The organism is Streptomyces sp. NPDC057743 (assembly GCF_042798755.1).
Taxonomy (GTDB): Bacteria; Actinomycetota; Actinomycetes; order Streptomycetales; family Streptomycetaceae; genus Streptomyces.
On record NZ_JBHVJX010000051.1, the window covers coordinates 21,508 to 46,087 of the forward strand.

Here is a 24,580-nt window from a genome sequence, read left to right on the forward strand (position 1 = left end):
GCGGCGGCTCGTCCCGGATCAGGCGAGGCTCTTGGGGCGCAGATCCGACCAGTTGTGGGCGATGTGGGCGAGGCACGCCTCGCGGCTGTCCGGGCCGAGCGCCGTTCTCCAGCCGGCGGGGCGGTCGACGAAGGACGGCCACAGGGAGTGCTGTCCCTCGTCGTTGACCAGCACGTAGAAGCTGCCGGTGGGGTCTTCGAAGGGGTTGATGCGGGTCATGGGGAGGTGGCCTCTCTTGGGGCAGGGGGTGGCGAACTCGGGTGGGTGGCCGGTCAGTTCTGGTCGGCGCGCCAGGCGAGGCGGTCGGACACGATCCGGGCCAGCTCCCGCGCCTGGTGCTTGACGAAGTAGTGGCCCGCGCCCGGGAGGACGGACAGCTCGACCCCGGAGGCGAAGTACTTCCAGTCGAGATGGCCGCTCTCGAAGCCCTCGGTGGCCTCGTCCGCGTCGCCGATCACCACGTGCACCGTGGACTCCAGCTGGCGCTCCCAACCGGTGCGCGCGGCGGCCTGGAAGCGGGCGCCCTGCACCATGTCGTGGCGCACGACGCCGAGGACGGTGCGCAGGTCCTCGTCGTCGAGGGCGCCCTCGAAGCCGCCCAACGAGCTGAGATAGCCGTGCAGTTCGGCGTCGGTGCGGGTCAGTGCCGCGTCCAGCAGGGATTCCGGGTCGGGGTCGGGGAGCGCCGCGCCGACGAAGACGAGCTCGGGCGTTCGGCCCCGCCGCTCCAGTTCCCGCGCCACCAGCATGGTCAGCGTCGAGCCCGCGCAGTGCCCGTAGAGGGCGAGCGGGCCGGTGACCGACGCGGTGATCTCCGCGACGATGCGGTCGGCCGCCTCCGCCCAGCTGAGCAGCGGCTCATCGGGCACGGAGGGGTCGTGGCCCGGCAGTCCCGCCGCCAACAGCTCGATGTGCGGCGGCAGTTGCTCGGCGAGCGGCTGGTACGCGGTGGCGGCGCCGCCCCCGTAGGGGATGCACACCAGCGTCAGCGCGGCGCCCTGCCCCCGGTGGGGCGTCAACCGGTTCAGTACGGGGCGCTCGCCGCCGGTCTCGGCCAGCGTCCGCAGGCGGGCGGCGAGCGCCTCGGGGGTGGGGTGCTGGAAGACGTCGACCACCGACAGCCCCTGGCCGAGGCGGCGGGCGATGCGGACCGCCTTGAACGAGTCCCCGCCGAGGTCGAAGAAGGTGTCTTCGATGCCGATCCCGGTGGCGCCCAGCAGCTCGCCGAACGCCTCGACGACCTGCTGTTCCAGCGCGTCGCGCGGCGGGGTGGCGGTGTGCGCCCGGGGCCGGGTGGGCTCGGGCAGCGCCCTGCGGTCCAGCTTTCCGTTGGCGGTGAGCGGGAGTTCGGCGAGCGTCACCACGGCCGCGGGGACCATGTGGGAGGGCAGCCGCTCGGCCAGGGCGGCGCGCAGCTGGGCCGGTTCGCAGGCGGTGCCGTCCTCTGGCACCGCATAGCCGGTCAGCGCGGCGTCGCCGACCGCGTCCTTGCGGACCACCACCCGGCCGTCCCGCACCCCGGGCAGCGCCCGGAGCGCCGCCTCGATCTCGCCCGGCTCGATGCGGAAGCCGCGGACCTTGACCTGCTCGTCCGCGCGGCCCAGGTACTCCAGGCGCCCGTCCGCCGTCCAACGGGCCAGGTCGCCCGACCGGTAGAGGCGCGATCCCGGCGGGCCGTACGGGTCGGCGACGAAGCGCTCGGCGGACAGTTCGGGGCGGTTCAGATAGCCGCGCGCCACCTGCTCGCCCGCCACGTACAGCTCGCCGGTCGTCCCCACGGGCGCCGGCTGGAGGCCGCTGTCCAGCACGTACACCCGAAGTCCCGGCAGCCCGGCGCCGATCAGGCTGCCCGGTTGCTTCGCGGCGGTGACCGGGTCCAGCGCGACATGGCTGACGTGGACGGTGGTCTCGGTGATGCCGTACATGTTCACCAGGACCGGGGTGTCGCCGTGCCGCGCGTACCAGTCCGCAAGCCGACCCAGGTCGAGGGCCTCGCCACCGAAGACGACGTAGCGCAGCGCGAGTTGGTCGCCGAGGTCCGGGGCGTCCTGGTCGGCCTGCATCAACTGGTAGAAGGCGGACGGGGTCTGGCTGAGGACGGTGACGCGCTCGGCCACCAGCAGGGCGAGGAAGTTCTGCGGGGAGCGGCTGTCCGCGTACGAGACCACCACCAGTCGGCCGCCGTGCAACAGCGGGCCCCACAACTCCCAGACGGAGAAGTCGAAGGCGTAGGAGTGGAACATGGTCCACACGTCGTCGGCGCGGAACGCGAAGAGGCCCGCGGTGCCGGTGAACAGGGCGGCCACGTTGCGGTGCGGCACCACGACGCCCTTGGGCCGGCCGGTGGAGCCCGAGGTGTAGATGACATAGGCCGGGTGGTCCGGCGTCAGCGCGCGGCTGCGTTCGTCGGCTTGGAGATCGGCGGTGGACAGCGACCCGGTGGCGGCGCGCACCCCGGGGTCGTCCAGCAGCAGGACGGGCAGGTCGGACGCCGGGAGTCGGCCGGCCGTGGCGCCGTTGGTGAGCAGGAGCTCGGGGGTCGCGTCGCCGAGGATGTAGGCGATGCGGTCGGCCGGGTAGTCGGGGTCGACGGGCACGTAGGCCGCCCCGGCCTTCACCACCGCGAGCAGCGCGACGATCAGCTCCGCCGAGCGCGGCAGGGCGACGGCCACGAACCGCTCGGGGCCTGCGCCCCCTTCCACGAGCAGCCGCGCCAACCGGTTGGCGCGCGCGTTCACTTCCCCGTACGACAGCGAGAGGCCGTCGCAGGTGACCGCGGGGGAGCCCGGGGAGCGCCGGACCTGCTCCTCGAAGAGCTCGGCGAGCGTCGCGGGCGGCACCTCGTCGGCCGGCTGCCCGCCCGGGCTCCACTCCGCCACCAGTTGCTCGCGTTCGGCGGGGGCGAGCAGGTCGGCCCGGCCGACCGGCTGCGCGGGGTCGGCGACGGCCCGCCGGAGGAAGGCGGCGAAGTGGTCGCGGTGGCGCCGGACTTCGTCGGCGTCGTAGACCGCCGGGTTGGCGTCGAGGTGGATGCGCAGGGCATCCGGCAGGTCGTAGACCGCGAACATCAGGTCGTCGACCGGGCCGAGGGCGAGGTTGCGCAGGGTGCCGCGGTGGCCGCCGAACGAGAGGTCGTAGTCGAAGCGGAGCACATTGATCTGGGGGCCGAAGACGCGCCCGGCGTCCCCCAACCGCCCCAGGTCCCGGCGCAGGTCCTCGTACCGGTAGCGCTGGTGGCGCAGCGCCTCGCCGGCCTCCCGCGCCACCTGTCGGACGAGGTCGGCGAGGCTCGTCTGCGGGCGGACGGCCAGCCGCAGCGGGATGATGTTCGACGCCATGCCGGGGGTGCTGCGCACCGCGGGGCCGCGGGCGGGGACGGGCAGCCCGAGCACGATGTCGTCGGCGCCGGTCAGCCGGTGGACGTAGGCGGCGGTGACGGCGATGACCGCCCGCGGCCAGTCGGTGCCGAGCCCGGCCGCCAGCTCGCGCAGCGCGGCCCGCTCGTCGGCCGGCACCTCGAAGGTCTCCCGCACCAGTGCGCGGGCGAGTGGCGCGGAGCGCTCCGAGAGGCTGACCACGTCCAGCAGGCCGGCCATCCGCTCCCGCCAGAACTCCCGGTCCACGGCGAGGTCGTGGGAGTCGCGGTAGGCGCGGTCCTCGTCCACCAGGTCCCGCAGCCGACCGAAGGGGGAGGCGGGCACGGGCTCGCCGGCCGCGAGCGCGGTGTAGACGGCGGCGACCCGGCGGGCCACCAGCGAGGTGCTCAGCCCGTCGAAGACCAGGTGGTGCCAGCGCTGGTACCACAGGTGCCGGTCCGGTGCGACGGTGAGCACGGCGTGGGTGAACAGCGGTCCGCGGCGCGGGTCGAGGGGCCTGGCCAGGTCGGCGCGCAGCCACTCCTCGGCGGCGCCGTCCGGGTCGGCCGCGGCGCTCAGGTCGAGCAGCTCGACCGGGATGTCCCGGGCGCCCGGGGGTAGTTCGACCCGCTGCGAGGGGCCGTCGTCGCGCTCCGTTCCCCGGGCGTGCGGCGCCTCGGCCTCCAGGAGGGTGTGGCGCACGGCGTCCCTCAGGAGCGGGACGTCGAGGGGGCCGGCGATCTCGACGCAGTCCGCGATCGCGTAGACCGGATTGTCCGGGGCGAACTGCTGCGCGTACCAGATCCCCGACTGGGCGGCGGTCAGAGGCAGTTCGGCGTCCCGATCAGTTGCTGTTCCCATGCCGGGAAGCCTGCGGCGCGGCGATCTCGGCCCGCTCTCGACCCCCTCTCCACCCTCTGGTGATCATGGAAACAAAGGTCGCAAGCCGCATCACTCGATGAACTAGAGGACATTGCACATAAGGGCTGCATAATCTACGGTCATTACGAGCAAAGGGGAGGCAAAGCGACAAAGCCTCCGCGGCGCCTGAAAGAGCACCACAGCACTGAGGCCGGCACCCGCTTCACGCCGGCTGACGGGGGATTCGCACATGACCATCGGCATGCCCGCCCAGCGCGCGGGCGACCACATCCGCATCCGGATCGGCCTGTTGGGGCCCGTGACCGCGGCCACCGACCGGGAATTCCTCGCCATCCCCGGCGAGCGACAGCGCAAGGTGCTGGCCTCGCTGGCGCTGAGCCCGGGTCAGGCCGTCCCGGTTGACCGACTCATCCAGGACTCGTGGGGCGAGGAGCCGCCCCGCACCGCGGCCGGACAGCTCCAGACCAGCATCTGGATGCTGCGCCGCGCACTGACCGACGCGGGGGCGCCGCACGGCGCGGTGCTCTCCCACGGCTCCAGCTACCAACTGGATCGCACCGCCTTCGTCTTCGACACCGAGGAGTTCCGCGCCGCGGTGCGCGAGGCCGGCGCCCTGCAGCGACAGGGCCTGCCCGAGCGGGCGGCGGAGCGCCTGAACGCGGCGCTCGACCTGTGGCGCGGCCCGGCCCTCGCCAACGTGACCAGCCCGTCCCTGCAGGCCCGGGCGCTGCGGCTGGAGGAGGAGCGGCTCGCCGCGCTGGAGCAGCGGATCTCCCTGGACATCGAGGCGGGCCGCTACGAGCACGCCATCGGGGAGCTGTACGACCTGGTCTCCCAACACCCCTTCAGGGAGGGCTGTTACGCCGACCTGATGCTGGCGCTGTACTGGTCGGGACGGCAGGCCGAGGCACTGGCCGTCTTCCGGGACGCCCGCACCACCCTCTCCGACGAGCTCGGCATCAGCCCCGGGCCGCGCCTGACCGGGATCGAAGACGCCATCCTGCGCCAGGACTTGGCGTCCCTGACACCCTGCGGCGTCTGACCCGGACCCCCGGCCGGCCGCTGCGCACCTGCCGCGCAAGCCGGCCAGGCCCTAATGCGCAAACACCTCGAACAGCACCGCCGGCCGCCCCCGATGACGGGCGGCCGCCCTGCGCAGCGAGCGGTTGAGGAACTCGTCGGCGTAGTCGTGCGGGTCCTGGTCGGGGGTGGTGGTGAGGGCGGCCAGGTAGGTGGCGTGGGCGGCCAGGGAGGCGATGGCGCGGGGGACGCCGGGGCCCACTTCGACGGCGTGGGTGGGGCGCGGGGAGCCGGCCACCGCGGTCCAGCGGACGCCGGGCCAGGGGTCGAGGCCGTCGGTGTCGGCGAGTTCGGGGAAGATCCAGCGGTTGCCGGCGTCGGCGGCGGCGTCCAGGACGGCGCGGCCCACCACCCGGTGGTCGGGGGTGTTCCACTGCGTGCCGAACCAGGTGTCGCGGTGATTGAGCGTCAGCAACAGCTCCGGGCGGTGCCGGCGGACCGCGGCGGCCAGATCGCGGCGGAGCGCGGTGCCGGCCTCGATGACACCGTCGTGGTGGCCGTCGAGGAACTCCACGCGGTGGACGCCGACATGGGCCGCCGCGGCGCGCTGCTCGGCCTCGCGGAGCGCGGCGCACGCCGGCGGCGCGAGGCCGTCGATGCCCGCCTCGCCCCGGGTGACCAGGAGGTAGCTGATCTCCCGCCCGGCATCGGTCCATTCGGCGATGGCCGCCGCGGCGCCGTATTCGAGGTCGTCGGGGTGGGCCACGACGGCCAGCGCCCGCTGCCAGTCGTCGGGCATCGGGTGGAGGGAGCTGACGGCGGCGTTCTCGATCGGCATCGCGGCCCCTTTCGTGCGCGGTCACGATGCTGACACGGTTGGATACGGACAGTGGCGAAGAGTGGGGTGGGTCGGACGTTCGAGTGGGGTGCGGGGCGGGGGTGAGCTGCGCACATCACTTTTGGTGAAGGCTTGCGGAGAGGTTGCGGCCGACAACGCGCGGTTGCCACGCTGTTGCTGACCGTCAAGCTGTTGGGAGGGGCACGTGCCTTTCGGTGAGCAGCCCGCGTACCTCCGCGTCGCCGGTGACCTGCGCCAGAAAATCGTCGACGGGGTGCTGGCCCCGCACACCCGCCTCCCCTCCCAGGCCCGCATCCGCGAGGAGTACGGCGTCTCGGACACCGTGGCCCTGGAGGCGCGCAAGGTCCTGATGGCCGAGGGCCTGGTCGAGGGCCGCTCCGGTTCGGGGACGTACGTACGCGAGCAGCCGGTGCCGCGCCGGATCGCCCGCGGCGGCTTCCACAGCCGGGGCTGCACGCCGTTCCGCCAGGAGCAGACGGACGAGCGGGTGCGGGGCACCTGGGAGTCCAACAGCGAGCAGGAACCGGCCAGTTCGGCGGTGGCCGCCCGGCTGCGGATTCCGGTGGGCGCCAGGGTGATGCGGACCCGCTACGTCTTTCGCGCGGAGGGGGAGCCGTCGATGCTCTCCACCTCCTGGGAGCCGCTGGAAATCACCGGGCGGACGCCCGTGATGCTGCCCGAGGAGGGGCCGTTGGCCGGGCGCGGGGTGGTCGAACGGATGGCGGCCATCGACGTGGTGGTGGACAACGTCGTGGAGGAGGTCGGAGCGCGGCCGGGCCTGGCCGAGGAGGCGATGGCGCTGGGTGGGGTGCCCGGCCATGCGGTGTTGGTCGTCTCCCGGACGTACTTCGCCGGCCGTCGACCGGTCGAGACGGCGGATGTGATCGCGCTCGCCGCCCGCCATCGGGTCGCATACCACCTGCCGGTGAAGTAGCGGCGACTTCCGGGCGCCGCGGACATCCTGGCTGGCGCAGGGGCTCCGAGAGGTGCCCGAAAAACTCCCCGTGTTCGCCAAGTCGACGCCCTGTATGGGGATCCCATGCCATCCTCAGGGCCGACAGGCCGCGAATTCTGGCCGACTTCCCTGTCCGATTTGGCGTAATTCTTCGGGGATTGTCGCCCGAGGAGCGGTGTTGGAAACTTCACAGACCCTCAACTCGGCGGGATTTTTTCATCTGTGTGGGAACCGGATCTTCGGTTTCGCTCATACGATGGCGAAGTTTGTGCACGGCACGGGGGAAGACCAGGAGACCAGCACGTGAGCACGACGAAGACAACGAGTGCGGAGCAGGGTTCGCACTCGAACTACCGTCGGTCCCTAGGGACCATTGCCCTGACCGCCACTGGTCTCGGATCGATCATTGGTTCCGGCTGGCTGTTCGGGGCCGAGCGCGCCGCGGCCATCGCCGGCCCGGCCGCGATCCTTGCCTGGGTCATCGGCGCGGTCGTCGCCCTGACCATCGCGCTGACCTACACCGAGCTCGGCTCGATGTTCCCCAAGGCGGGCGGCATGGTCCGCTACGGCCAGTACTCGCACGGCTCGCTTGCCGGGTACCTGGCGGCCTGGGCCAACTGGATCGCCATCGTCTCGGTGATCCCGGGTGAGGCCACCGCCTCCGTCCAGTACATGAGCAGCTGGAACTTCGGCTGGGCCAAGGCGCTCTTCGACGGCAAGGAGCTGACCGGCTCCGGCGTCGCGGTGGCCAGCGTCCTGCTGATCTTCTACTTCTTCATGAACTGGTTCGCGGTCTCGCTGTTCGCCAAGACCAACACCGCGATCACGGTCTTCAAGGTCGTCGTGCCGATCCTCACCGCGGGTGCCCTGATCCTCGCGCACTTCGACACCGGCAACATCGACCGCGCCGGCGGCTTCGCCCCCAACGGCTGGAGCTCGGTCTTCAGCTGTGTGGCGCTCTCCGGCATCGTCTGGGCCTACAACGGTTTCCAGTCGCCGCTGAACCTCGCCGGTGAGGCGCGCAACCCGGCCCGCTCGCTGCCCAAGGCGGTCGCCTTCTCGATCGTCATCGCGCTGGTCATCTACCTCGCGCTCCAGGTCGCCTTCCTCTTCGCGGTCCCCTCGGGAGACCTGAGCCAGGGCTGGGGCGGGCTCAACTACCACTCCCCGCTCGCCGAGCTGGGCCTGGCCTGGGGCCTGAACTGGCTGGCGCTGCTGCTGTACGCGGACGCCTTCGTCTCGCCGTCCGGCACCGGCATGATCTACGCCGCCACCACCTCGCGCATGATCCAGGGCGTCCAGGAGAACGGTCACCTGCCGGGCGTCTTCGGCAAGGTGGACGCCAAGACCGGCATCCCGCGCCCGGCGCTGCTGCTCAACCTCTTCGTCGCGTTCCTCTTCCTCGCGGTGTTCCGCGGCTGGGGCTCGCTCGCCGAGGTCGTCTCGGTCGCCACCGTCATCTCGTACATCACCGGCCCGGTCGCCGTGATGGGTCTGCGGCGGCTGTCGCCGCAGATGAAGCGGCCGGTGAAGCTGCGCGCGATGCCGGTCATCGCGCCGATCGCGATGATCTTCGGCTCGCTGGTCCTGTACTGGGGCAAGTGGCCGCTCACCGGCAAGGTCATCCTCATCATGGCCGTCGGCCTGCCGGTCTGGGCCTGGTACGAGATCGGCCGGCCGTGGAAGCAGGGCCGCAAGCCGCTGCCGGAGCTGCTGCCGCACCTGAAGGCGGGCGCCTGGATGGTGATCTACCTCCTGGTCATGGCGGCCGTCTCCTACCTGGGCGGCAAGGAGTTCGGCGGCAAGGGCTACCTGCCGCAGGGCGTCGACCTCGCCGTGGTCGCCGCGATCGCGCTGGCCTTCTACTTCTGGGGCGTGCGCAGCGCCTGGCGCAACCCGACGCTGATCAAGGTCGAGGCCGAGATGGCCGCGGCGCAGGACGCCGCCGAGGCGGCCGACGGCAAGGCCCCGGCCGGCGCCTGAGCGGCGATACGCGGCCCGCTCCGGCCCCTGCCATACGGACATAACTGACCCGAATTCCTCGGGTTTCCGGCCACTCCCGGTCGCATCTGGACTCCCAGGGCGCCCGGGAGTGGCCGGTTCGGTCTCTCTTTGTGTAAATCCATATCCGGTGCGTAAAGGTCGGGCGTAGGCTCGGGCATATGCGGATTGCGATTTCGGCATCAGCACAGGAGGGGCGCGCCGCGGCGCGCTGCGCGGCGGACGGAGGGGCGCAATGACCGAGAACGAGACCGCGTTGCCCTGGCTCGTCATCCGCCAGGACGAAGGCGGCAACCGCTATCGCGTCGGCCGCTATGCCACCCGAGCGGAGGCGGAGCGGGTCGCCGAGCGCCTCGACACCCGCGGCAATCGGCGGCTTTACGCGGTCGAGCGGGCCTCGTAGGGGGCATCGTGCGGCGCGCGGAGCGGGAAGCGGGAGGCCGGCGGGGGACGTAGGCTGCCGCGCATGACGACGGTGCGCGTAGTGGTGGGCGGTGCGGTGTGCGAGCGGGGGCGGTTGCTGGCCGCCCGACGGAGCGCGCCGCCCGCGTTGGCCGGCCGCTGGGAACTTCCCGGCGGCAAAGTGGAGGACGGCGAGACGCCGGAGCAGGCGCTGGTGCGCGAGCTGCACGAGGAGTTGGGCGTCGACGCCGCCCCCGTGGAGCGCATCCCCGGCGAGTGGGTGCTGCGGCCCGGCTACGTGCTCCAGGTGTGGACCGCCCGGCTGGTCTCCGGCCGGCCCGAGCCGCTCCAGGATCACGACGAGCTGCGCTGGCTGCGCCCCGGCGAGGAGCGCGAGGTCGACTGGCTCGACCAGGACCGCCCGGCGGTCGCCGAGGTGATGCGTCGGTTGGGCAGTCGGCCCGCGGTGGGCATCCCGGGCGCGCGGCTGTAGCGCGGGGGTCCGGCGCCGGGCGCGCCCTGATGGGCGGTGGGTCGCGCACCGCCCCGGACCGGCCGCCGGCACCCGCCCGCCCAGGGCGTGCGCCACCGCCACGACGGCCCGTCGCGAGATGCGCCATTTGTGCCATAGTGCCCGATTGAAGGCGGTACTTGCCGCTTGATATCGGGTATGTCCTGGTTGGCCCTCTTCGGTGTGGGCCGGGTACGACGGGGGACCCCTCGGCCTGGGAAGTGATCGGCGTGAGCGACGGCGCAGCGGCAGAGGTCCCTCAGTCCGGTCCCACCGATCTCCGCGGGCGCGGCCGGAACTGCGGTGCGCCGAGCGCGGAATGGAGCCTCCCGGCCGACCCCGGCGCGGTGCGCACCGCCCGCACCATGGTCCGTCAGGTGCTCGACGACTGGGGGTTGGACGGCGCGGCCGACGTCGCGGTCCTCCTGGTCAGCGAGCTCGTCACCAACTCCCTGCGGTACGCCAGCGGCCCCATCGGCGTGCGCATGGTGCTGCTCGGCGCCGGCGCGCTGCTGGTCGAGGTCTCCGACCCGCTGCCCGATCCGCCCCAAACCCGCACCGCCGCCCCCGACGACGAGGGCGGCCGCGGCCTCCAGCTCGTCGCGCACAGCGCACGTCGCTGGGGCACCCGCCAGGGAAAGAGCGGGAAAACCGTGTGGTTCGAGCTGGCGGTGGCTGGTTAGGAGTGATGGGGGGTCCTGATCGTTGCCATTTCATCGACATTTTGTAGATGGCCTGCGATCGAGACTGTGCTGTGATCGTGAAGACCGTGTTCCGGATAGCCGACGTACTGGAATACTCGGCAGGTCCGGTCCGGGCACGATGAGCTGGAGGGGACGGGGCTCGTGAGTGAGATGTCATCTGGCGGGGTGGTACCCGCACGCAGCGATGGCCTGGAAGACGCGTACGGTCCGAGGGACCCCCAACGCCGTCACCATGCCCACGAGCCGCAGGGCCCGCCCGTGTGGCAGAGCAGCCGGCCCGGCTCCATCTACGACTACATCAAGGTCGCCTCGTTCTCGCTGGGCCCCGACGGGTGCATCGATCAGTGGAGCGAGCGCGCCGAGCAGATGCTGGGCATCCCGGCCCGCTACGCCCTTGGCAAGGACCCCGTCGAGGCGTTCGTCCCCAGCGAGTTCCGCGAGACCGGGCGCCGCAAGGTGTCCGAGATCCTCGACGGCCGGGAGTGGACCGGACTGGTGCCCTACCGCCGGGAGGCGGACGGCGCACCGGAGGGGCTCGCCGAGATCTATGTGATGCCCACCGAGAACGAGGACGGCGCACGCGGCGCGGTCTGCCTGGTCGTCGACGTCCGGGCGCTGCGCGGCATCGAGACCGACCTCGCCGCCGCGCAGGCCGTGTTCGGTCAATCCCCCATGGGCTTCACCCTGTTCGGCACCGACCTGCGGCTGCTGCGGGTCAACCAGCGCTTCGCCAGCGTCTTCGGCGGACCGGTCAGCAAGTACCGCGGCGGCACCCCGCACGACTTCCTGCCCCGCCCCGAGGCCGACCGGATGACCGCCGCGCTGCGCCGCGTACTGGAGACCGGCGAACCGGTCAGCGAGATGCAACTGGTCGGCGTCGTCCCCGGCGAGGAGGACCGCCGCCGCTGGTCGGTCTCGCTCTACCGGCTCCACGGCGCCAGCGGCCGCCCCATCGGCGTCGCCGCGCTCGCCTCCGACGTCACCGGCCGCCGCCGCGCCGAGCGCGAGGCCGCCAACGCCCGCCGCAACCTCGCACTGCTCAACGAGGCCGGCGCCCGGATAGGCAACTCCCTCGACCTGGAGACCACCGCCCGCACCCTCCTCGACGTCGCCGTACCGCAGTTCTGCGACCTGGCGTCGGTCGACCTCTACCAAGGGCTGCTCTCCGGCGACGAGGCACCGCCCGGGATGAGCGACGGCAGCGCGGAGCTGCGCCGGGTCGCCTTCGCCAGCGCGGTCTCCGACGCCCCGCTGCCCGGCGGGGTGCCCGGCGAGGCGGCCGTCGCGGTCGGCGCCGTGCACCGCTACCCCTTCAACTCCCCGTGCGCGGCCGCCCTGCGCACCGCCCAGGCGCAGGTCATCCCCGGCCGGGACGGCGACGGCGGGCCGGAGCTGGGCGCGGTGGTGCACTCCACCCTCGCGGTGCCGATGGTCGCCCGGGACACCGTCGTCGGCCTGGTGCGCTTCTCCCGCACCAAGGGCAGCGAGCCGTTCGGCGAGCGGGACACCGCGCTGGCGGTCGAACTGGCCGCGCGCGCCGCGGTCTGTATCGACAACGCCCGGCTCTACCGCCGGGAGCACGAGCGCGCCCTGATACTTCAGCGCAGCCTGCTGCCGCCCGGCGACCCGGAGGCCGCCGGGCTCGACATCGCCTGCCGCTATCTGCCCGGCACCACTGCCACCGAGGTCGGCGGCGACTGGTTCGACGTCATCGAACTCCCCGGCCACCGCACCGCGTTGGTGGTCGGCGACGTGATGGGCCGGGGCCTGCGGGCCGCGGTCGCGATGGGTGAACTGCGCACCGCGGTACGGACGTTGGCGCTGCTCGACCTGGAGCCGGCCGAGGTGCTGGGCGCGTTGGACGAGATCGCGCAGGGGCTGGGCGGCAGCGGGGACCGGGGCGCGGGCGCGCGGTCCGGGCGCGGCCGCCCGGCGTCCCGGGCCGGCCAGGACCGCCCGGCCCGGGACGCCGACCTCTCCGAGGTCTACCTCGCCACCTGCGTCTACGCCGTCTACGACCCGATCACCCGCAGGTGCACCTTCGCCAACGCCGGCCATCTGCCACCGGTGTTGGTCGAGGAGGGCGAGGAGGCGATGCTGCTCGACGTCCCGCCGGGGATGCCGCTGGGCGTCGGCGGGGAGCCGTTCGAGGAGATCGAGGTCGAGGTGCCGGACGGCGCGCTGCTCGCGCTCTACACCGACGGCCTGGTGGAGTCCCGGCACCACCCGTTGGACGAGGGGCTCCAGGCGTTCCGGCGCGCCCTGTCGGACGCCGACCGGCCGCTGGAGGACGTCTGCGACCACGTCCTGGGCGCCCTGGACACCTCGCACGGCGAGGACGACATCGCGCTCTTGATGGCCCGGGTGCACGGGCTGCCCAAGGACGCGGTGGGCGACTGGAGCCTGGCGCCCGAGCCGCGTTCGGTGTCCCGGGCCCGGGAGTTGGCCCGTGACCAGCTCACCGACTGGGGGCACTCGGCCCTGGTGGACACCACCGAGCTGCTGGTCAGCGAGCTGGTGACGAACGCCCTGCGGCACGGCCACGGCGAGATCCGGCTGCGGCTGCTGCTGGACCGGACCCTGGTCTGCGAGGTCTGGGACGCCGACCTCGCCCAGCCGCGGCGCCGGCGGGCCCGGGACACCGACGAGGGCGGCCGCGGCCTCCAACTCGTCGGCCTGTTGAGCGAGCGCTGGGGCAGCCGTCGCACCCCGCGCGGCAAGACCGTCTGGTTCGAACTCGCCCTCCCGGACGGCGACTCCACACCGGTGGACCCGGCGGAGGCCCTGCTGAGCCTGTTCTGAGACGCCGGGCGCGGGGGCGTCGCCCACGGAGGCGTTGCCCACGGACGGGCGCGGCGCCCACGAGGGCGGTGGCGTCCACGAGGGCGGTGGCGTCCACGAGGGCGGTGGCGTCCACGAGGCGTCCACAGGGGCGGCGGCGGGGACGGCCGCGCACCTACCCTGGGCGAAAGGGGGGCCATCGGCCCCGTAAGGGACCTCCCGTACGGGCCGTCTCACGCCTCCCGGACGCGCCGGGCGGCCAACTCCGCCTCGCGGACCACGCGTTCGACGTCCACATGCGGCAACGTGCCCCCCGACACGCGCAGATGGCCGTCGATGAAGACCTCGCTGACGTTCGGCGGCTGGCCGTTGAGGACGATCTGGCTGGTCCAGTCGGTGCGCGGGGCGAAGTTGAGCGTGCCGGGGTCCAGGACGACGACGTCGGCGCGCTTGCCGGGCGTCAGCGAGCCGATCCGGTCCGCCATGCCGATGGCCTCCGCGCCGCCCAGCGTCGCCATCCGCAGCACCGCCGGGAGGGTCGGGTGGATCCCGGCGTCCTCGTGCCGGGCCCGCTGGAGGCCGACCGCCGCCTTCATCAGGTTGAACATGTCCGAGGTGTCGTTGGTCCCGCCGTCGTGGCCGAGCCCCGCCTTCACCGCGTGCCGGTGGAACGCCGGCAGTGGGCAGATGCCGGACGCCAGCCGCATGTTGCTCAGCGGACAGTGCGCGATCCTCACGTCGTGCTCGCCGGTCAGCGCGATCTCCGCGTCGGTGAGATGGATCGCGTGGTTCATCAGCAGGTCCGGGCCGAAGGCGCCGACCTCGCGCAGCGAGCGGATCGGGTCGTCCTTGCGGTCGTGGCGGCTCTCCAGGACGTGGGAGTTGACCATCACGCCCAGGTCCCGGGCGAGTTCGTGGAGCGTCCGCAGCTCCTTCAGCCACGGCATTCCCGCGTGCACGGCCACCTGGACGGAGGCCAGCGGCAGCGGGTCCAGGAAGTCCTTCTTCACCCGGGGGATGAGGTGGGCGTTGGCGGCGCTCTGGGTCGCGGCGTAGACGAAGCGCAGCCCGGAGTCGTCCAGCGCCCGGACGTACGTTGCGCTGGTGTCGTAGGGGAGCGGGTGCACCCAGTCGACGACCGTGGTGACGCCGGTCCGCAGGACGTCGAGCGCGGCCAGGTGGACGAAGCGGTACATGTCCCGCGGGTCGATCCTGGGCAGCGCGGTGCGCTCGCAGTCGCGCAGCCAGCCGGTGACGTCCTCGCTCGCGCAGCCGCCGCGGATGCTGGACTGCCACAGGTGGTTGTGGACGTCGACGAAGCCCGGCAGCACGATCCGGCCGCGCACGTCCAGGACGCGGGCGCCGGCCGGGGCGGTCAGGCCGCGTCCGACGGCGGCGACGGCGCCGTCCCGGAGGAGCACGTCGACGCCGTTCTCCCACTGGCCCAGCGGACCGTCGCCCACCCGGGGGTCCATGGTGAGGACGAGGTCCGCGCCGCGCAGCAGCGTGGTGCGCCGGCCGCCGGGGGCGTGGGGCGGGCCCGCGGGGCGGTCCAACTCGGGGAAGCCGGCGGCAGCGGCCAGCGGGACGGTGCTCAGTCCGGCCAGCACGCGCCGTCGGCTCATTCTCGGAAGATTCATTCCGTTCTTATACCGCGGGCGTTCGAATCCGCGGTAAGGACGTTTTCGGTCACCTGATGCAACGTCAGAAAATCGGCATCGCCGGCCACTTGATTGCGGTCCGGGTCATTCCGTGCGGCGACGGATCTTGTTCCCGAGCCACACCAGAGGGTCGTACTTGCGGTCCGCGGCGCGCTCCTTCAGCGGGATCAGCGCATTGTCGGTGATCTTGATGTGCTCGGGGCAGACCTCCGTGCAGCACTTGGTGATGTTGCAGTAGCCCAGCCCGTGCTCGTCCTGCGCGGTGCGCTTGCGGTCCACCCCGAGGGCCGGCGCGGCGTCCAACGGATGCATGTCCAGCTCGGCGATCCGCATCAGGAACCGCGGACCGGCGAACACCGGCTTGTTCTCCTCGTGGTCCCGGACGACATGGCAGGTGTTCTGGCACAGGAAGCACTCGATGCACTTGCGGAACTCCTGCGACCGGTTCACGTCCTCCTGCCGCATCCGGTACTCGCCCGGCCCCAGCTCCGCCGGCGGCACGAACGAGGGAATCTCGCGCGCCTTGGTGTAGTTGAAGGAGACGTCGGTGACCAGGTCGCGCAGGACCGGGAAGGTCCGCATCGGCGTGATGGTCAGGGTCTCGGTGCGCTCGAAGACCGACATCCGGGTCATGCACATCAGCCGCGGCCGACCGTTGATCTCCGCGCTGCACGAACCGCACTTGCCCGCCTTGCAGTTCCAGCGGACCGCGAGGTCGGGGGCCTGGGTCGCCTGGAGGCGGTGGACGATGTCCAGCACCACCTCGCCCTCGTTCACCTCCACCTCGTAGTCACGGAGTTCGCCGCCGTCCGCGTCGCCCCGCCACACCCGGAAGTGCGCCTGGTAGGCGCCGGTCCGCGCCTGTGTCTGCCGCTCGCTCACCGGCTCAGCTCCTCGTCCGTCAGATACTTCACCAGCTCGTCCTTGTCGAAGAGTTCGAGGAGGTCGCGCCGGATCGGTGGGGTCTCCCGGCGGGAGAGCCGGATCTGTCCCAGCGCCGGGTTTGGGCCGTCCGACTCGGGCCGCGCGTCGGCGAGTTCGCAGACCAGGTTGACGTTGCGCCAGCGCCGGTCCATCTCCGGGTGGTCGTCGCGGGTGTGGCCGCCGCGGCTCTCCGTGCGCTCCAGGGCGGCCCGCGCCACGCACTCGCTGACCAGCAGCATGTTCCGCAGGTCCAACGAGAGGTGCCAGCCCGGGTTGTACTGCCGGTGGCCCTCCACCCCGGCCCGTCGCGCCCGCGCCCGCAACTTCGCCAGCCGCTCCAGCGCCTCGGCCATCTCGCCCTCCCGGCGGATGATGCCCACCAGGTCGTTCATCGACTGCTGGAGCTCCTGGTGCAGCGCGTAGGGGTTCTCCGGCCGGTCGCCGCCGTCCTCGGCGCTGAACGGGCGCAGCGCCTCCGCCTCGGCCGCGTCGATCCCGCGCTCCTCGGCGGGCGGCCGGCGGTGCAGCGCCGAGACGTACTCGGCCGCGTACAGCCCGGCGCGGCGGCCGAAGACCAGCAGGTCGGAGAGGGAGTTGCCGCCCAGCCGGTTGGAGCCGTGCATGCCGCCGGCCACCTCGCCGGCGGCGAACAGCCCCGGCACCCCGGTCGCCGCCGCGGAGTCCGGGTCCACCTCCACCCCGCCCATCACGTAGTGGCAGGTCGGGCCGACCTCCATCGGCTCGGCGGTGATGTCCACGTCCGCCAGCTCCTTGAACTGGTGGTGCATGGACGGCAGTCGGCGCCTGATCACCTCGGCCGGCATCCGCGTCGACACGTCCAGGAACACCCCGCCGTGCGGGGAGCCGCGGCCCGCCTTGACCTCGGCGTTGATGGCCCGGGCGACCTCGTCGCGGGGCAGCAGCTCGGGGGGCCGGCGGTTGCGGTCGGGGTCGTCGTACCAGCGGTCGCCCTCGGCCTCGGTCTCGGCGTACTTCTCCTTGAAGACGTCCGGGACGTAGTCGAACATGAACCGCTTGCCGTCGCTGTTGCGCAGCACCCCGCCGTCCCCGCGCACCGACTCGGTGACGAGGATGCCCTTCACCGACGGCGGCCAGACCATCCCCGTCGGGTGGAACTGGACGAACTCCATGTTGATCAGCGGCGCCCCGGCCAGCAGCGCCAGCGCGTGCCCGTCCCCGGTGTACTCCCAGGAGTTGGAGGTCACCTTGAAGGACTTGCCGATGCCGCCGGTGGCCAGCACCACGGCCGGCGCCTCCAGCACGAAGAAGCGGCCGGACTCCCGGTCGTAGCAGAAGACGCCACAGACCGCGCCGTCCGTCTTGAGCACCCGGGTCACCGTGCACTCCTGGAAGACCTTCAGTCCCCCCTCGTAGGAGCCGGAGACCCGCTCGTCCTCCTGTTGGAGCGAGACGATCTTCTGCTGGAGGGTGCGGATCAGCTCCAGGCCGGTCCGGTCGCCGACGTGTGCCAGCCGCGGGTACTCGTGGCCGCCGAAGTTGCGTTGGGAGATCCGGCCGTCCGCGGTGCGGTCGAAGAGCGCGCCCCAGGTCTCCAACTCCCAGACCCGGTCCGGGGCTTCGCGGGCGTGCAGTTCGGCCATCCGCCAGTGGTTGAGGAACTTCCCCCCGCGCATGGTGTCCCGGAAGTGCACCTGCCAGTTGTCGTGCTCGTTGGCGTTGCCCATGCTGGCCGCGATGCCGCCCTCGGCCATCACCGTATGGGCCTTGCCGAACAGGGACTTACAGATCACCGCCGTCCGCATCCCGGCCTCGCGGGCCTCGATGGCGGCGCGCAGCCCTGCGCCGCCCGCGCCCACCACGACCACGTCCCAGGTCTGCCGGTCCACATGCGCCATCCGTGGCACACCTTCCCTCGAAGTTCCTTGGTTTTCCTCGGAGTTGCCCCGTCAGAAGAAGCGTGGGTCCTCGAACGCCCCGCTGGCCAGCAGGAAGACGTAGAAGTCCGCCAGCGCCACGCTGATCAGGGAGGCCCAGGCGAGCAGCATGTGGCGCGCGTTGAGCCGGCTGACCCAGCCCCACAGCCGGTAGCGCACCGGGTGCTTGGAGAAGTGCCGCAGCCGGCCGCCGACGATGTGCCGACAGGAGTGGCAGGAGAGGGTGTAGGCCCAGATCAGCGCGATGTTGGCGAGGAAGACCAGTGAGCCCAGGCCCATGTGGCCCCAGTGGTAGTGCGCGTCGCGGAAGGTCAGCGCGGTGTCGTAGGTGAGGACGCCGGCCACCAGCACCGCGAAGTAGAAGAAGTAGCGGTGGACGTTCTGCAGGATCAGCGGGAAGCGGGTCTCGCCGGTGTACTTCTTGTGCGGCTCGGCGACCGCGCAGGCCGGCGGGGAGGCCCAGAAGCCGCGGTAGTAGGCCTTGCGGTAGTAGTAGCAGGTCAGCCGGAAGCCCAGCGGGAAGATCAGGATCAGCAGGGCGGGGGACAGGCCCCACCAACTCCCGAAGAGGTCCCAGTTGGGCCCGCCGTGCATGGTGCGGCAGTTCTCCGCCAGGCACGGCGAGTAGAACGGCGAGACGTAGGGGGCGTGGTAGTAGTCCGCGTTCGCGAACGCCCGCCAGGTCGAGTAGACGACGAACGCGAGCAACCCGGCGGCGGTGCCGGCCGGCGCCAGCCACCAGCGGTCGGTGCGCAGGTGGCGGGCCGGGATGGCGGCGCGCGAGGCATCGCGCACGCCGGTCGGCCCCGATTGCGGTGCGGGTTCGATGCCAGTGGCCAACGTATTCGTCTCCGTCCTTTAGGGCGCGTGCCGGTCCTTGGCGCCCAGGCCCTCGTCCTCGGCGTCCGTCCACAGCGCGGAGTTGTAGGGGGTGTCCGGGATCGTCACCATCTCGTCCCCGCCCTCGGTGCCCGGGGCCGGACGGGCGCCGGCCAGGCCCTGCTTCAGCAGCGCGAGGCTCTCCCGCAGATGGTCCGTGTCGCTGCGGACCCGGCGGACGTCCAACCCCCCACCGATCCGCGTCTCCAGCTTTCCGACCGCCTGGACCAGGGCGTCCAGGCTGCGTTCCACCGCCGTCAAGTCGTCCTGTACCGACATCACATGCCCTCACTTCGTGACGTGTGGTGGGCGATCTCATGCGCCCGAGAGTGTCGCGCGTCACAGTAGGGCTTGGGAAGGGGGCAGACGCGAGTACGACTCGAACCGGTGCGTTGCGATCGGACGCCGCTCACCATGTGTCGAACTCCGGTACGAGCGGGGCGGGATGAGGGCGCGCGCCGCGGCCCGCGCGCCCCTGGGAGCGTCGGCCGGTGGACCGGGGGTTGCGCCGGGCGGGTGGCGTTGACCGGACCCCCGACGTGTCGGGCGACCCGGAAGCGGACGGTCACCTTCAGTAGGGAACCCATAGATGTGATGAGCCGCAAAGTCGGCCGGACGTGTTGCTGCGGGTCGGTGCGGCGCGGGCGAGCCCGGAGGGAAAGTCATGACCGACCACGTCAGCCCAGGCGGCGCGGTGTGCCGGAGGCGCCGCTGTGCCGCGCTCGTCGCGGTGGGGGCGCTGCTCCCGCTGCCGGTACTGGCCGGATGCAGTCAGGGCGACACCGCGCCCTCCGTCGCCCAGTCCCAGGACATCGCGCCGGCCCCGCGCGGGATGGTCAAGGACGGCGGCACGGTCCGCTGGGCGATTGACGGACTGCCCAGCACCTTCAACGCCTTCCAGAGCGACGCCGACGCGGCCACCACCCGGGTCGCCGGCGCCGTGCTGCCCAGCCTGTTCACCCTCGACGGCAGCGGCCGGCCGCAGCGCAACGCCGACTACCTCACCGCCGCGGACATCCAAGCCCGCGAGCCCCGACAGGTCGTCACCTACGAGCTCAACCCCAAGGCGCGGTGGAGCGACGGACGGCCGCTTTCCGCCGCGGACTTCATCGCCCAGTGGCAGGCGCTGCGCGGCAAGGACAACGCCTACTGGACGGCCCGCAACGCCGGTTACGACCGGATCGCCAAGGTCGAGGCCGGCGCCAAGCCGCACCAGGTCAAGGTCACCTTCGCCCGCCCCTACGCGGACTGGCAGGCGCTGTTCACCCCGCTCTATCCCAAGAGCGTGATGGGCGAGGCGAACGCCTTCAACGACGGGGTGCGGGAGAGGCTCCCGGTCAGCGCGGGGCCGTTCCTGGTGCGCAAGCGGGACGCCGACCGCGGCACCGTCACCCTGGTCCGCAACCCCAAGTGGTGGGGCGACCGGGCCAAGTTGGACCGCCTGGTGCTGGAGGCGCTGCCCCGGGACAAGCGGGCCAGGGCACTGGCCGCCGGCTCCGTCGACGTCGCCGCGGTCGACCAGGGCGCCGCCAAGCGGGTCGCCCAGGCCGCCGCGCCGGCCACCGTCAAGGCCGCGGACGGCAAGGCCGCCGACCGCACCGGCACCGCCCGGCAGGGCGCGCTGCGCGGCTACACCATTCGCAAGGCCCTGGAGCCCGCCTACACCCAACTCGCCCTCAACGGCAGCGCCGGGCCGCTCGCCGACGACCGGGTGCGCCGCGCGGTGGCCCGCGCCATCGACCGGCAGGCGCTCGCCGACACCGTCCTCAAGCCGCTGGACCTGCCCGCCAAGCCGCTCGGCAACCACCTGCTGCTGGCCGGCCAGCACGGCTACGAGGACCACAGTGACGCGATCGGCGAGGCCGACCCGGACGCGGCCAAGAAGCTGCTCGCGGACGCCGGTTGGAAGCCGTCCACAGGGGGCGGGTCGCAGCCGGCGGGCGAGGAGCAGGCCGGCGTCGGGCGCGCGGTGACACCGGACCGGCGGGACGACGGGGACGGGGCCGGCAGCGAGGACCCGGACGTGGACCGGCCCGGCGACGGCACCTCCGTCGACCAGTCCGGCGACGCCGGGACCGACGACCGCCACCCGCAGCGGCCGGGCGCGGGCGAGGCCGGGGCCGAGGCCAGGGCGGACCGGGACGGCGCCCGCCCGGCCGCCGCCGAGGCGCCGCTGTCCTTCGCCGGGGCGGTCGGCTCCGAGGTCCAACAGGCCGCCCTGCTGCGGCAGAGCGCGGCGTTCTACAAGGCCGGCGCCTCCGAGGAGCAGGCGGTGGCCCACGGGGACACCCAATCCGCGGCGTACGGGAAGTACCGGCAGTACAAGCAGCGGGCCGCGCAGGCGCTGGGCGCCGCCGAGCTGATCGAGACCGGCCAGGCCCCGCATCTGCCCGGAGCCGCCGCCGGTCACGCGGCGGCGCTGCGGGCGGGCAACGGCCTGCTCGCCGCCCAACAGGCCGACACCGGGCGCTCCCCGGAGGCGGCGGCCGGCCGGGCCCCCGGTCGGGCGCCGGTGATGAAGAAGGACGGCCGGCCGCTGGCGCTGCGCTTCGTCCTCCCCGACGGCCCCGGCTCCGAGCAACTGCGCACCGTCGGCCGGCGGATCGCCGGGATGCTGAACCGGATCGGGGTGCAGACCGCGATCCAGCGGGTCCCGGACGCCAGCTACTTCAAGGACCACATCGCCTCCGGCGACTACGACCTGGCCCTGTACTCCTGGCCCGGCACCGCCTACCCGGCCACCGACGCCCGGCCGATCTTCGCCAAGCCGGAGCCGGCGCCGGACGGCTCGCTGACCGTCGAGCAGAACTACACCCGGGTCGGCACCGACCACATCGACCAGCTCTTCGACCGGGCCGCCTCCGAACTCGACCCGGACGCCGCGCACACCCTCGTCGAGCAGGCCGACGCCCGGATCTGGGCCGCCGCCGGATCGATCCCGCTCTACCAGCGGCCGGAACTGGTGGCCACCAGGAAGTCGCTCGCCAACATCGGCGCGTTCGGCTTCGCCACCCCCCGCTTCCAGGACATCGGTTACACGAAGTAGAGGTCCCACCAAAGCCGAAGTTCGAGGGGAAACCGCAGGTCAGAGTGGGTTTGTACGGGCTGGGGCGGCCGTTGCCGCCGCAGCCCCGTACCATGGGGTGAGGCCGTGGCGTGTCCAGCCCGGCAGGGCCCGCGTAACTACCGAGGTACGCGCAGCCGACCACTCACTCCAGGAGTACGCCGCAATATGGCCACGCGCCACGACATCCGTAACGTCGCCATCGTCGCCCACGTCGACCACGGCAAGACCACCATCGTCGACGGCATGCTGAAGCAGGCCGGTGCCTTCGCCGCCCACCAGCTCGAATCGGTCGACGACCGGGTCATGGACTCGAACGACCTGGAGCGTGAGAAGGGCATCACGATCCTCGCCAAGAACACGGCGGTGAAGTATCACCCCAAGGACGGCGGGGATGTCATCACGATCAACATCATCGACACCCCCGGCCACGCCGACTTCGGTGGCGAGGTCGAGCGTGGTCTGTCGATGGTCGACGGCGTGGTCCTGCTCGTCGACGCGTCCGAGGGCCCGCTGCCGCAGACCCGCTTCGTGCTGCGCAAGGCGCTCCAGCAGCGCCTCCCCGTCATCCTGTGCATCAACAAGACGGACCGCCCGGACTCCCGGATCGACGAGGTCGTCAACGAGACGTACGACCTCTTCCTCGACCTGGACGCGGACGAGGACCAGATCGAGTTCCCGATCGTCTACGCCTGCGGCCGTGACGGCATCGCCTCGCTGACCAAGCCGGACGACGGCACGGTCCCGGCCGACTCCACGAGCCTGGAGCCGTTCTTCTCCACGATCCTGGAACACGTCCCGGCCCCGACGTACGACGAGGCCGCTCCGCTCCAGGCGCACGTGACCAACCTGGACGCCGACAACTTCCTCGGCCGTATCGCGCTGCTGCGCGTCGAGCAGGGCGAGCTGCGCAAGGGCCAGACCGTGGCCTGGATGAAGCGCGACGGCTCGATCCAGAACGTCCGCATCACCGAGCTGCTGATGACCGAGGCGCTCACCCGCAAGCCCGCCGAGATGGCGGGCCCCGGTGACATCTGCGCCGTCGCCGGTATCCCGGACATCATGATCGGCGAGACCCTGGCCGACCCGGAGAACCCGGTCGCGCTGCCCCTGATCACGGTCGACGAGCCCGCGATCTCCATGACCATCGGTACCAACACCTCGCCGCTGGTCGGCCGTGGCGGCACCGGCAAGGGCGCGGACGCCAAGGCCGCGGTCAAGGACCGCAAGGTCACCGCCCGCCAGGTCAAGGACCGCCTGGAGCGCGAGCTGATCGGTAACGTCTCGCTGCGCGTCCTGGACACCGAGCGCCCCGACGCCTGGGAGGTGCAGGGCCGCGGTGAGCTGGCGCTGGCCATCCTGGTCGAGCAGATGCGCCGCGAGGGCTTCGAGATGACCGTCGGCAAGCCGCAGGTGGTCACGCAGGAGATCGACGGCAAGGTGCACGAGCCCGTCGAGCGCATGACGATCGACGTGCCCGAGGAGCACATGGGCGCCGTCACGCAGCTCATGGGCGTCCGCAAGGGCCGGATGGACAACATGTCGAACCACGGCTCCGGCTGGGTCCGCATGGAGTTCGTCGTCCCCTCCCGCGGTCTGATCGGCTTCCGCACGGAGTTCCTGACCCAGACCCGCGGCACCGGCATCGCGCACTCCATCCACGAGGGCCACGAGCCCTGGTTCGGCACCCTGGCGACGCGCAACAACGGCTCGCTGGTCGCCGACCGCGCCGGCGCCGTCACCGCGTTCGCGATGACGAACCTCCAGGAGCGCGGCGTGCTGTTCACCGAGCCCGGCACCGAGGTGTACGAGGGCATGATCGTCGGCGAGAACTCGCGCTCCGACGACATGGACGTGAACATCACCAAGGAGAAGAAGCTCACGAACATGCGGTCCTCGTCGGCCGACTCGTTCGAGGCGATCGTCCCGCCGCGCAAGCTGTCGCTGGAGCAGTCCCTGGAGTTCTGCCGCGACGACGAGTGCGTCGAGGTGACCCCGGAGGCCATCCGCATCCGCAAGGTCAACCTGGACGCCCGCGAGCGCGCCCGCGCCGCGTCCCGCGCCAAGCACGGCTGACGCCGAAACGGCACCCCGAGCGCCCCGTCGGACCCCGGTCCGGCGGGGCGCCGCCGTATCCGGGCACGGGGGACGGCCGGCGGCCGGGGACTGTCAGTGGTCGGTGGGAGGGTTGGTGGCATGACGGAGAACCACGTGACGGAGCACGCGACGACCGACCCCGCCGCCGCGGTCGGCACCCGGATCGAGGCCGGACAGGACCTCGCCACCCTCATCAACGTCTTCACTGTGCGGCCGGAGCGGCAGGCGGAGTTGGTGGCGCTGCTGAGCCAGGCCACCCAGGAGGTGATGCGCCAGATACCCGGCTTCGTCTCGGCCAACCTCCACGCCAGCACCGACGGCGAACGGGTCGTCAACTACGCGCAGTGGGAGAGCGCGGACGCCTTCCGCGCCATGCTGGTCAACCCGGTGGCGCAGGAGCACCTGACGCGCGCCGCCGAGCTCGCGGAGTCCTACGAGCCGCATCTCTACACCGTCGCGGCCGTGCACCACATCTAGGCCCTGTCGTCAAACTCCCGCCTGCCGTCCGGCGCCCGGCACGCACTCTCGCCGCACCGGGCGACGACCCCAGTACGTCCAGTACAGGGGC

18 protein-coding genes are annotated in these 24,580 nt (G+C 72.2%); 10 read left to right on the forward strand and 8 right to left on the reverse strand.

Annotated features, from left to right (window positions below; translation table 11 throughout):
- Nucleotides 1-18 precede the first annotated feature (18 nt).
- Together ACFVFQ_RS34950 and ACFVFQ_RS34955 are read right to left on the reverse strand one after the other, a co-directional pair.
- Nucleotides 19-219 (reverse strand): MbtH family protein, encoded by a 201-nt coding sequence (locus ACFVFQ_RS34950; protein ID WP_383424002.1) that lies wholly within the window; start codon nt 217-219, stop codon nt 19-21.
- A gap of 53 nt (nt 220-272) precedes the next feature.
- Nucleotides 273-4,217, reverse strand: coding sequence for an amino acid adenylation domain-containing protein (locus tag ACFVFQ_RS34955; protein ID WP_383424005.1), 3,945 nt, complete (start codon nt 4,215-4,217; stop codon nt 273-275).
- A 250-nt stretch (nt 4,218-4,467) separates the two neighbouring features.
- Between ACFVFQ_RS34955 and ACFVFQ_RS34960 the strand changes: the two genes are divergently transcribed.
- Nucleotides 4,468-5,280 (forward strand): BTAD domain-containing putative transcriptional regulator, encoded by an 813-nt coding sequence (locus ACFVFQ_RS34960; RefSeq protein ID WP_383424007.1) that lies wholly within the window; start codon nt 4,468-4,470, stop codon nt 5,278-5,280.
- Nucleotides 5,281-5,331: 51 nt separating this feature from the next.
- Here ACFVFQ_RS34960 and ACFVFQ_RS34965 read toward each other — a convergent pair whose 3' ends face one another.
- Entirely contained in the window at nt 5,332-6,096 is a 765-nt protein-coding gene (locus tag ACFVFQ_RS34965) for a PIG-L deacetylase family protein (RefSeq protein WP_383424009.1), read from the reverse strand.
- Between the two features lie 205 nt (nt 6,097-6,301).
- On the opposite strand from ACFVFQ_RS34965, the gene ACFVFQ_RS34970 reads away from it, so the two are divergent.
- The 6 genes from ACFVFQ_RS34970 to ACFVFQ_RS34995 all read left to right on the forward strand — a co-directional run bounded on the left by ACFVFQ_RS34970 (nt 6,302) and on the right by ACFVFQ_RS34995 (nt 13,492).
- Nucleotides 6,302-7,051, forward strand: coding sequence for a GntR family transcriptional regulator (locus tag ACFVFQ_RS34970; protein ID WP_383424013.1), 750 nt, complete (start codon nt 6,302-6,304; stop codon nt 7,049-7,051).
- Between the two features lie 324 nt (nt 7,052-7,375).
- Complete coding sequence (locus ACFVFQ_RS34975; RefSeq protein ID WP_383424016.1) at nt 7,376-9,055, forward strand: APC family permease; 1,680 nt, start codon at nt 7,376-7,378, stop codon at nt 9,053-9,055.
- A 253-nt stretch (nt 9,056-9,308) separates the two neighbouring features.
- Complete coding sequence (locus ACFVFQ_RS34980) at nt 9,309-9,476, forward strand: SPOR domain-containing protein (RefSeq protein WP_383424018.1); 168 nt, start codon at nt 9,309-9,311, stop codon at nt 9,474-9,476.
- 63 nt (nt 9,477-9,539) lie between these two features.
- Nucleotides 9,540-9,968 carry a (deoxy)nucleoside triphosphate pyrophosphohydrolase gene (locus ACFVFQ_RS34985; RefSeq protein ID WP_037810643.1) on the forward strand — a complete coding sequence of 143 codons (429 nt, stop codon included), beginning with the start codon at nt 9,540-9,542 and terminating at the stop codon, nt 9,966-9,968.
- 239 nt (nt 9,969-10,207) lie between these two features.
- On the forward strand, nt 10,208-10,669 hold the full coding sequence (locus tag ACFVFQ_RS34990) for an ATP-binding protein (RefSeq protein WP_383424021.1): 462 nt from the start codon (nt 10,208-10,210) through the stop codon (nt 10,667-10,669).
- 171 nt (nt 10,670-10,840) lie between these two features.
- A complete protein-coding gene (locus tag ACFVFQ_RS34995; protein ID WP_383424047.1) occupies nt 10,841-13,492 on the forward strand; it encodes a SpoIIE family protein phosphatase in 2,652 nt (883 codons plus the stop codon).
- A 212-nt stretch (nt 13,493-13,704) separates the two neighbouring features.
- On the opposite strand, the gene ACFVFQ_RS35000 is transcribed toward ACFVFQ_RS34995, so the two are convergent.
- The 5 genes from ACFVFQ_RS35000 to ACFVFQ_RS35020 form a co-directional block, all read right to left on the reverse strand.
- A complete protein-coding gene (locus tag ACFVFQ_RS35000; protein WP_383424023.1) occupies nt 13,705-15,096 on the reverse strand; it encodes an amidohydrolase family protein in 1,392 nt (463 codons plus the stop codon).
- 120 nt (nt 15,097-15,216) lie between these two features.
- Nucleotides 15,217-16,014, reverse strand: coding sequence for a succinate dehydrogenase/fumarate reductase iron-sulfur subunit (locus tag ACFVFQ_RS35005; RefSeq protein ID WP_383424025.1), 798 nt, complete (start codon nt 16,012-16,014; stop codon nt 15,217-15,219).
- Nucleotides 16,011-17,933 carry a fumarate reductase/succinate dehydrogenase flavoprotein subunit gene (locus ACFVFQ_RS35010; protein WP_383424027.1) on the reverse strand — a complete coding sequence of 641 codons (1,923 nt, stop codon included), beginning with the start codon at nt 17,931-17,933 and terminating at the stop codon, nt 16,011-16,013. The genes ACFVFQ_RS35005 and ACFVFQ_RS35010 overlap by 4 nt, the downstream gene beginning before the upstream one ends.
- Nucleotides 17,934-17,984: 51 nt before the next feature.
- The gene (locus ACFVFQ_RS35015) at nt 17,985-18,812 is read right to left on the reverse strand and encodes a hypothetical protein (RefSeq protein ID WP_383424030.1); all 828 of its coding nucleotides are present in this window, start codon (nt 18,810-18,812) and stop codon (nt 17,985-17,987) included.
- 18 nt (nt 18,813-18,830) lie between these two features.
- Nucleotides 18,831-19,130 carry a hypothetical protein gene (locus tag ACFVFQ_RS35020; RefSeq protein WP_383424033.1) on the reverse strand — a complete coding sequence of 100 codons (300 nt, stop codon included), beginning with the start codon at nt 19,128-19,130 and terminating at the stop codon, nt 18,831-18,833.
- Nucleotides 19,131-19,515: 385 nt separating this feature from the next.
- Here ACFVFQ_RS35020 and ACFVFQ_RS35025 point away from each other — a divergent pair, with 385 nt between their 5' ends.
- The 3 genes from ACFVFQ_RS35025 to ACFVFQ_RS35035 all read left to right on the forward strand — a co-directional run bounded on the left by ACFVFQ_RS35025 (nt 19,516) and on the right by ACFVFQ_RS35035 (nt 24,489).
- Nucleotides 19,516-21,897 carry an ABC transporter family substrate-binding protein gene (locus ACFVFQ_RS35025; RefSeq protein ID WP_383424035.1) on the forward strand — a complete coding sequence of 794 codons (2,382 nt, stop codon included), beginning with the start codon at nt 19,516-19,518 and terminating at the stop codon, nt 21,895-21,897.
- A gap of 186 nt (nt 21,898-22,083) precedes the next feature.
- A complete protein-coding gene (gene typA / locus ACFVFQ_RS35030) occupies nt 22,084-23,991 on the forward strand; it encodes a translational GTPase TypA (protein WP_383424037.1) in 1,908 nt (635 codons plus the stop codon).
- 120 nt (nt 23,992-24,111) lie between these two features.
- Nucleotides 24,112-24,489: an antibiotic biosynthesis monooxygenase family protein gene (locus ACFVFQ_RS35035; protein ID WP_383424039.1), complete on the forward strand. Its 378-nt coding sequence runs from the start codon at nt 24,112-24,114 to the stop codon at nt 24,487-24,489.
- Nucleotides 24,490-24,580 lie beyond the last annotated feature (91 nt).